The organism is Bacillus sp. JJ864, assembly GCF_036963045.1.
In the GTDB taxonomy this organism is placed as follows: Bacteria; Bacillota; Bacilli; order Bacillales; family Bacillaceae_G; genus Bacillus_A; species Bacillus_A pseudomycoides_C.
The window spans coordinates 1-425 of sequence record NZ_JBALLY010000233.1 but is presented as its reverse complement, the minus strand read 5'-3'; the positions used below and the strand labels follow the sequence as shown (position 1 = coordinate 425).

Annotated in this window: 1 protein-coding gene; it reads left to right on the top strand. The window is 19.5% G+C overall.

Annotated features, from left to right (window positions below; translation table 11 throughout):
• A partial coding sequence (locus tag V7024_RS23805; RefSeq protein ID WP_335524531.1) for a hypothetical protein occupies window positions 1-280 on the top strand: 280 nt, incomplete at its 5' end.
• Window positions 281-425: the final 145 nt, after the last annotated feature.

The following is a 425-nucleotide window of genomic DNA, read 5'->3' as shown; positions in this document are numbered from 1 at the left end:
AATTATTTATATTATTGTTATTTCTATACAGGTTGTTATAGTTATAATAATGCATGAGAAGATTTGTATTATTATAGTCGAGGTGTTTATATTGGATTCTAAGAGTAAACAGATTTTATTTTATCTTTCTTTGATTTTGTCTATATTTTTACTTACAAAAATTATTTTATTTGCTTCTGATAAATTAATTTATAATACTTTGGTTTTTTCTATATTATTTTTATTGAATAGTTATCTTTGTTTTTCTTGGTATAAAGATTATAAAAAATCTTCTAAATGATTATAAATTATTTTTTAAGAGGACGGATAATATAGTTATGAATAAAATATCTTTTTTTCAATCTGTTTGTATGCTTTTATTTGTTTTGATTGTAGGGATTATTTTGAAAGATTCTTTTCTTCCTACTTACAATTTTGAGTTTATA